Source organism: Colidextribacter sp. OB.20 (assembly GCF_009911595.1).
Lineage (GTDB): Bacteria > Bacillota > Clostridia > Oscillospirales > Oscillospiraceae > Lawsonibacter.
In genome coordinates this window covers 1-8,008 of record NZ_QWKG01000109.1, presented here as the reverse complement: position 1 = coordinate 8,008, position 8,008 = coordinate 1, and the positions used below count along the sequence as shown (strand labels likewise).

Below are 8,008 nucleotides of genomic sequence, written 5' to 3'. Positions count from 1 at the left end.
TGCGCATTTATTTGTTATCTCGGCAGTAGAAGCCATGCGGGGAGCATACCAGCCGGGTATGTGTCCCCCATGGTGGAGCTGTTGAGATTAAAGCGATACATTTGATTCAGCCATAGCGCAAATCAGAATGTATTGCACAAGGAGGAAAAATATGAAGCAAAGGATTCTAATTACTGGCTTATCTCTGTTACTAACCTTTTCATTGGCAGGCTGTGGGGGTCAGCAAACCCAACAGGAACCGCAGGAGCCAAAGCAAGAGGTTCAGCAGAGCGGAGCAATCAGCACAGAACCACCAGCAGAGCCGTTAGAGGTAAAGCAGGAGGTTGTACCCACGGTCACAGTTGTACCGAGTGAAGCTGACCCAGCTGAAGAAGTAGCAGACCAAGAGGAAGATTTAACAGAAGCAGTACAACTATTCGAGGATTGCAACGAGACCATCTATGCTACAGGCACCGTCAACATCCGGGCCAGTTATACAGCAAATAGTGAAAAGCTGGGGAGCCTGAACACGGGAGACAGTGTAACCCGTACAGGCATCGCAATAGCGGGAACCGAAGCAGAAGGCTGGAGCAGAATCCAACTAAGTGATGGTAGTATAGTTTATGTGAGCAGTAATTACATAAGCACCACAAAGCCAGTAGTTCAGCAACAGCAATCTAGCGGTGGTGGCCAGCAACAAACTCAGCAGCCAACTCAAAGCGACAGTCAACAGCAGCCACAGCCTAGTGGTGGTCAATCACAAGAAGATAAAAACAAAGCAGACAACGAAGCAGCGGGCCAAGGTTTAGCAGGTATGGATGCATGGGCTACTGAGCACAATACAGGAGAAAACCATCCAGAACTTCGTCCTGGAGCAATAGTAGATGAAAATGGAAACATCCAAAACCCCAACACAGCAGTCAACGCACAATAATCATAGAAATTGTATATGAATACAACCAGTAAAGCCAGTCAGGTTTATCTGATTGGCTTTCTTTTTTATTTTTATCAAATCCGTCAACATCCATCAATACAAAAAGCTGTCAGGATTCATTCCTGACGGCTTTTCATGTTTAAGTGGGCATAGTATAGCATTTGCACCCAAACAAAACCCACATAGATTCATTCTATATAAACCAGTAGGCTCTATTAAGTGCATTCAAAAAACAGATATATATTATTCTGAAATGAATGGGGATGAAAGCAAAATGCAATCAGGTATAATTATGACCACAACAAAAAACGGTATAGATGTTGCCGTAAGAGAGGAGTATGATTCTGGTAGAGTATATGGCTGCTACTTTCAATGTAGATATGGACCGTATAAGCAGTTTAGGAAACAACTGTTGAGGTCACACATTCCCGTCTGTAGCCGCAAAGAACTGATAAAATACATTGACGATCAGACGAAACTTCTTTCTGAAATATGGCGCTTGAATCCACCAAGGAAGAAGTAAAAATAAACTGTTGAAGCAGATAAGCCAGATGTGAAAACATCTGGCCTATGTTTATGTTTATTTTGAAAAAGTGAATTTTCTAATACAGTTGAAAGGCTTGTTATAAATTAAAAAAATGACAACGGAAAACTTTCGGTTAATTTATTTTTTTAATATTACTGATGGATGATTTTTAAATTTCGAGGGTTTGAAGATGTGAAAATAGGGGTTTCCAGAAAAAAGAATGGGAGGGGAAAGGGAAGTTGAAAAATCTGTGCTGATACAGAAAACGGGCTAGTTGAAATTCTGTTTCAGATGTTTCCAATAGCCTTTATGACAATGATAAGAAACAGTACCGGGGTTAGAAATTTACCAGTATAGAGCAGTCGGAGAAAACAGGTTCTTTAACTGCTACAAACTCACTAAAATCAAGGTTACATCCCCTTGCACTATCACGTCTTGTACATCAATGACCTCAGCGTTAAGATGATTGTGTTGAAAGCGATAGAAAGTTTTCAAACATCAAAAAGTTAGGAGAAATGAAAAATGTGTAAAGCTACTGTTATCTTTGAGGAGAAGTTGGGCAAGCGGCGTGAGGGCTGGGCGGTTTACCTGAATCAGAGCCGGGACTTTACATGGTACAGTGACAAGCAGGTCAAAGCCAAGATTGCCAGCGGTGAGCGTATCAACGGCGTGATGGTGAACGAAGCTGGGGAGGTTATGATGGACGAAGATTTCACCACTGGCCTGCTTGCAAAAACCGGGCTGGCTACATTCACTCCCATCATGGAGGACGAGGACAGCGGCGTGAGCAAGTATTTTGCTGTTACCCGTGTACTCAAAGGCGGCAAGGCTGGAGATCGCTATGAGCTGGTATCAAATCGGTTCAAGTTGGAGGTGGTGGACGCTGACAGGCTGAAAGCTCTGCTGTCTCTGATAAGCGTAGGCGGGGCCAGAGTGGACGAAAAGGGCCGGGTGGTAATCCATGAGGGGGTAAGCGTGGAAGATGCCACAGAGGATCCCAAGGGGGTTAGAGAGGGGGTGAGCTAATGCTTGCCCTCCTCTCATTTTTAGCTGGGTTTCTGGTGTTGTGGCTTCTGATTGAAATTTATATACAAATTCAGCTTTTTCAGTTACTTCGTGATTGCTTGAAGGAGCTGAAAGAGTTAGAGGACGATGTATGCTGTAAGCGATATATTTCAAATGCATCAAATACAACAGACAGTCAGCTCATTTGCGGCACAAATGAAATGGCTGATGAGAGGAAGGTTACAAATGGCAGAGTTGACTTATATTCGAGTAGGAGACTACTACATTCCTAATCTGATAGCTGATGAACCGGAGCCGGTCAGGACGGTGGGTAAGTACGGCAGTCTGCGGCGCAGCTACTTGAAGCAGCACAGGCATGACCTGTGGCGGGAACTGGCGGGCAGTGGAAAGCTTACCGCTCATCTGTTGGACATCGACGATACCGCCCAGGAGTGGATGGACAGAATGCTCCCGCAGATGATGGACGCCGCTGGCGCGACCGAGGAATTGAAAGCCCGTGACCAGATGGCGTGGGTGGGGATGATGAATAATTGCAGGGCCAGGGTGGAAGAAATTATCTTTACAGAGTTGGTTTACTGCTGAATATCCATGAAATAATAGGGGCTGGCAGCCAATGCCAGCCCCTATTATCGTCCCCTTGCGTCAGGCGTTTTTCGCTTTGTATTCTTCTCCCCAATTCCACATTGCATCCAAAACCGGCTTCAAACTCTGGCCTAGCTCCGTTAAAGTGTACTCCACTCGCGGCGGAACCTCTGGAAAGACCGTCCTGATCAGCAGGCCGCTTTCCTCCATTTGCCGAAGCTGGGAAGTCAGTACCTTTTGGCTTACGTTGCCGATGGATTTTTTCAATTCCCCAAACCGTTTTGTTCCCGGCAGCAAATCCCGGATAATAAGCACCTTCCACTTGTCGCTGATAAGCGTCAGCGTTGTTTCTACGGGGCAGGCGGGTAAAGTTTTGGCCTCCATCATCGTATCCTCCCATCTGTTAGTTTCTAAAATGCTGTATAGCTCTATTTTACTGTATCTCCCCCGCCGGGGTCAAGGTGAAAGAAAGAATTTTTTCTCCCGGCAAAAAAGCCGGAACCCCTTGAAACCGCGCAATCGTTTCCTCGCGGTAACTGTCCAATCGTTACCTCCGGGTGCCTATGCCACAATATTGTGCGTACTTCACAGCCCTCAAAAGGTCTGCTATGATACAGACAACGAAGGGAAACACCCCAGCGTTCAAAACAAAAATCAAAATCTATGGAGGTACGCAACATGAAAATCGCTGTTATCTGCGCCAATGGAAAGGCTGGCCGTCTGATTGTCAAGGAGGCCATGGATCGCAACCTGGATGTTACCGCCGTGGTGCGCGGGGAGAACAGGTCCGCCGCCGGCAAGGTAATTGCAAAAGACCTGTTTGACCTGACCGCCGCTGACCTCAAGGGCTTTGACGCGGTGGTGGATGCGTTTGGCGCCTGGACGCCGGAGACGCTGGAGCAGCACAGCACCACGCTGAAGCACCTGTGCGACACCCTCAGCGGCACGGATACCCGCCTGCTGGTGGTAGGAGGGGCCGGGAGCCTGTATGTCAACCCCGATCATACCGCTACCGTGTCTGACGGCCCGGACTTCCCGGAGATGTTCAAGCCCCTGGCCGTCGCCATGGCCAAGGCCCTGGGTGAACTGCGCCAGCGCAAGGATGTCAAGTGGACGTATATCAGCCCTGCCGGGGATTTCCAGGCGGAGGGTGAGCGTACCGGGGAATACATCCTGGGCGGCGAAGAACTGACCCTGAACAGCAAGGGCGAGAGCGTCATCAGCTACGCCGACTACGCCATCGCCATGGTGGATGAGATCGTGGGCGGGAGCCACATCCAGGAGCGCATTTCCGTAGTGCGCAAGTAAACCGGAACAGCACAGGGCCGTCCCGTGTGATGCGGGACGGCCTATTAACTTAAAATCAGGAACCGGGGAGAACCGCTTATGGAACATCTGGAACAAATACGACAACTCAACGCAATGCTGCTGACAGAGATGCCCGAATACCAGCCGCAGGCGCAGAAATTTCCCCAGGATGCGGCCAGCCAGCGGCGGTTGCTCCGCAGTCTGATGAATGTCCGACCGCCCATGCCGCTGAAACGGGAATTTCTTGCCATGCAGGACGATCTCCTGTCCGCCGAACGGAACAGCAAGGGCGTTGTCGATGGAACTGCGCTGCCTGCCGTCAACAGCCATCCGAGAATTGCCGTCTGGAAAGGGGACATTACCCAGTTAAAAGTGGATGCAATCGTGGACGCTGACAATTCCGCCCTGCTGGGCTGTTTCTGCCCCTGCCACGGCTGTATTGACAACGCTATCCATTCGGCGGCGGGCCTCCAGCTTCGGGATGAGTGCAGTCAAATCATGCAGGCCCAGGGCCACCCGGAACCCAATGGCCGGGCCAAGCTGACAAAAGGCTACAACCTCCCTGCCCGGTATGTTCTGCACACAGTCGGCCCTATTGTCCAAGGTCGTGTGACCGCCAGGGACCGGGAGGAACTTGCCTCCTGCTACCGCTCCTGCCTGGAACTGGCAGCGGAGCATGGATTGGAGAGTATTGCGTTCTGCTGTATCTCCACCGGGGAATTTCACTTTCCCAACCAGGAGGCCGCTGAAATCGCAATCAAAACCGTTACGGACTTTCTTCGGCAGGATACGTCCGTCAAGAAGGTGATTTTCAATGTTTTCAAGGATATTGACGAGACAATCTACCGCCGCATACTCGGCGCAGGTTGAACGGCTGAAACAGGCCCTTGACAGCGCAGACGCGGTGGTGATCGGTGCGGGGGCAGGGTTGTCCGCCTCGGCAGGACTGACCTATTCCGGCGAACGGTTTGAAACATATTTCAAGGATTTTGCCGACAAGTATGGCATCCGGGATATGTACTCCGGGGGCTTTTATCCGTTCGCATCGCTGGAGGAATACTGGGCGTGGTGGAGCCGCCATATCATGGTGAACCGCTACGAACCCGCACCGAAGCCGGTCTATGATAATCTGCTGAAGCTGGTAGAGGGCAAGGACTACTTTGTTCTGACAACGAATGTTGACCATCAATTCCAGCTTGCGGGCTTTGATAAGAAGCGGCTGTTCTACACCCAGGGAGATTACGGCCTGTGGCAATGCTCGGAGCCCTGCCATCGGCGCACCTATGACAATGAGGAAACGGTACGCCGGATGTTTGCCGAGCAGCGGGATATGAGAGTACCGACAGAGCTTATTCCCCGCTGTCCTGTCTGCGGCAAGCCTATGACCATGAACCTGCGGGCAGACGATACCTTTGTTCAGGACGAGGGATGGTATCATGCCCAAAGCCGTTATCAGGACTTTTTGCGGCGGCATGAAGGGATGCGAGTAGTTTTCCTGGAGCTGGGTGTGGGGCGTAATACGCCGGTCATTATCAAGTATCCGTTTTGGAAATATACTCACAACAACACCAATGCTTTCTATGCCTGCATCAACTTCCAAGAGGCATTTGCCCCAAGGGAAATATCGGGTCGATCTGTCTGCGTTGGCGTTGATATAGGCGAGTTTCTGAAAGATGTCTGTGAATAGAGGGGGTACTTTCTTATAAGTGAGTATCTTACCATCATGTGCGTAATTGACGTACATTTCTGTGGGTCTATAATGATTCCGCAAGCTGAAATTTACAGCTCAAATACCCATCTTAAATACGGAGGATTTTGGTATGGACTTCAAATGGCTCAATGAGGGGCAGATGAAAGAGGAAAACAATAAAATAGAAATGATTGCTCCGGCACAGAGCGACTTTTTCTTTAACAATGGCGCAATCGGAGATGAGGGAATTACCCCGGAATCTTTATGTAATGCCCCATTTTACTATACGGAAATTGCGGGCGATTTTGTAATGCGGGTAAAGGTTGCCCACGACTTCAAGGATACATACGACTCGGCCTCCATCATGGTGATGCAAGATATGCGAAATTGGGCAAAAGCCTGTTTTGAAATGACCGATTTTGGAACACATGCCGTTGTGAGTGTGATTGCGCGGAACGGAGAATCGGACGATGCGAACGGGTGCAACATTGACGGCAATGATGTATGGCTGCAAGTGTGCAGAAGCGGAAAATCTTTTGCTTTCCATTATTCTGTTGACGGCAAAAACTTCTACATGATGAGATTCTTCAACCTCCCCGCTGGCGAAACGGTTAAGGTAGGGCTGCTGCCGCAGGCCCCCGTTGGAGATGGCGGAATAAGGACTTATACAGACCTTACCTTTGAGGAAAAAACGGTAAAAAACATTCGTATGGGTGAGTGACGCCCTTTACCCATAAAAATGATAGTAAGAGCAAAATAGAAAAGGACTTCAGCCTGTTTCTCTTATGGCTCGTTTTCTTCGCCCCAATCACAAATTGCGTTTAGTATAGGAATCAACGATTTCCCACGTTCCGTAAGACTATATTCCACTTTAGGCGGAATTTGCGGATATTCCTTCCTATGAACTAATCTATCTGCCTCTAATTCTTTTAAGGTGGAACTCAATGTCTTATAGGAAATTTCTCCTATATATTTTTTCATTTCATTAAAGCGGACAACGCCGAACTCTGCAAGAACATACAATATCGTCATTTTATACTTCCCGCTGATCAGCGATAGTGTATAGCTGAAACCTGTACTCCTAAAACATTCGTTTGAAATAAGCCGTTCGCTCATATCACACTCTCCTTTATATTAGTATATAACCAAAAATAAAGTATCACACCTAAATGTGCGTACTTGCTTTTTGGCCTGCGTGTGTTATGATATTACCATCTTGTATGGGAAAAGTCAATCCCACAACATAGGAGGATGATTTTATGGGTAAAAAAATAGTTGTAATCACCGGCAGCCCCCGCAAAGCGGGAAACAGCTTTGCAATGACAGAGGCTTTTATTGCGGCAGCGGAAAAAAGGGGACATACAGTGACCCGGTTTGACGCCGCCAAAATGAATGTGAGTGGATGCCGCGCCTGCGAAACCTGTTTTAAGACAGGGAAGCCCTGCTCCTTCAACGATGATTTCAATACCATAGCACCGGCTATCCAAGCAGCGGACGCAGTAGTTTTTTCTACGCCGGTTTACTGGTACTCGATCCCTTCTCAAATCAAGGCGGTGATCGACAAGCTGTTTTCCTTCTACAACGCAAAGGTCGATCTTTCGGGCAAAGAATGCGCATTGATTTCCTGCTGTGAGGAAAGTGATGTGTCTGTCTTTGACGGTGTCCGCATTCCGATTGAGAGGTCGGCCGCCCTGTTGAACTGGAAAATGGTGGGGGCGGTGATGGTTCCGGCAGTAGTAGGTGTCGGAGACATTGACAAGACAGATGGTTGTGAGCAGGCGGCAAAATTGGCCGAGAAGTTTTGAGGCTTCAAAGGACGCATAATTCTGAAACTGCTACACGGCATAAGAAAAAGCTATCGTACAGCACAACTTGTCACGCCAGAAAACGGCGGCTTTCGATTTCTGAACCGCCCCCTGTCAAGTAGACAGATGAAAAAAAGAAAATTAGGCCACGAGGGTCT

Annotated in this window: 10 protein-coding genes; 8 read left to right on the top strand and 2 right to left on the bottom strand. The window is 48.6% G+C overall.

Translation table 11 applies throughout. From position 1 onward, the window contains the following. Positions 1-151 precede the first annotated feature (151 nt). From D1641_RS18270 to D1641_RS18260, 3 genes are all read left to right on the top strand, one after another. On the top strand, positions 152-913 hold the full coding sequence (locus D1641_RS18270) for an SH3 domain-containing protein (protein WP_160668340.1): 762 nt from the start codon (positions 152-154) through the stop codon (positions 911-913). 1,048 nt (positions 914-1,961) lie between these two features. Further along, complete coding sequence (locus D1641_RS18265; RefSeq protein ID WP_160668338.1) at positions 1,962-2,465, top strand: hypothetical protein; 504 nt, start codon at positions 1,962-1,964, stop codon at positions 2,463-2,465. Positions 2,466-2,690: 225 nt separating this feature from the next. Then, positions 2,691-3,047 (top strand): TnpV protein, encoded by a 357-nt coding sequence (locus D1641_RS18260; RefSeq protein ID WP_160668336.1) that lies wholly within the window; start codon positions 2,691-2,693, stop codon positions 3,045-3,047. Between the two features lie 60 nt (positions 3,048-3,107). Here D1641_RS18260 and D1641_RS18255 read toward each other — a convergent pair whose 3' ends face one another. Further along, the gene (locus tag D1641_RS18255) at positions 3,108-3,434 is read right to left on the bottom strand and encodes a helix-turn-helix domain-containing protein (protein WP_160668333.1); all 327 of its coding nucleotides are present in this window, start codon (positions 3,432-3,434) and stop codon (positions 3,108-3,110) included. 291 nt (positions 3,435-3,725) lie between these two features. On the opposite strand from D1641_RS18255, the gene D1641_RS18250 reads away from it, so the two are divergent. From D1641_RS18250 to D1641_RS18235, 4 genes are all read left to right on the top strand, one after another. Next, complete coding sequence (locus tag D1641_RS18250) at positions 3,726-4,355, top strand: NAD(P)-dependent oxidoreductase (protein ID WP_160668331.1); 630 nt, start codon at positions 3,726-3,728, stop codon at positions 4,353-4,355. Between the two features lie 78 nt (positions 4,356-4,433). Then, the gene (locus D1641_RS18245) at positions 4,434-5,225 is read left to right on the top strand and encodes a protein-ADP-ribose hydrolase (RefSeq protein WP_160668329.1); all 792 of its coding nucleotides are present in this window, start codon (positions 4,434-4,436) and stop codon (positions 5,223-5,225) included. Continuing rightward, positions 5,170-6,042, top strand: a complete 873-nt coding sequence (locus D1641_RS18240) for a Sir2 silent information regulator family NAD-dependent deacetylase (RefSeq protein ID WP_160668326.1) — start codon at positions 5,170-5,172, stop codon at positions 6,040-6,042. Before D1641_RS18245 ends, D1641_RS18240 begins: the two co-directional genes overlap by 56 nt. Positions 6,043-6,175: 133 nt before the next feature. Further along, positions 6,176-6,766, top strand: a complete 591-nt coding sequence (locus D1641_RS18235; protein WP_160668324.1) for a DUF1349 domain-containing protein — start codon at positions 6,176-6,178, stop codon at positions 6,764-6,766. A gap of 62 nt (positions 6,767-6,828) precedes the next feature. Here the strand turns inward: D1641_RS18235 and D1641_RS18230 are convergent, their stop codons facing one another. Further along, positions 6,829-7,161: a helix-turn-helix domain-containing protein gene (locus D1641_RS18230; protein ID WP_160668322.1), complete on the bottom strand. Its 333-nt coding sequence runs from the start codon at positions 7,159-7,161 to the stop codon at positions 6,829-6,831. A gap of 143 nt (positions 7,162-7,304) precedes the next feature. On the opposite strand from D1641_RS18230, the gene D1641_RS18225 reads away from it, so the two are divergent. Beyond that, complete coding sequence (locus D1641_RS18225) at positions 7,305-7,850, top strand: flavodoxin family protein (RefSeq protein WP_160668319.1); 546 nt, start codon at positions 7,305-7,307, stop codon at positions 7,848-7,850. Positions 7,851-8,008 lie beyond the last annotated feature (158 nt).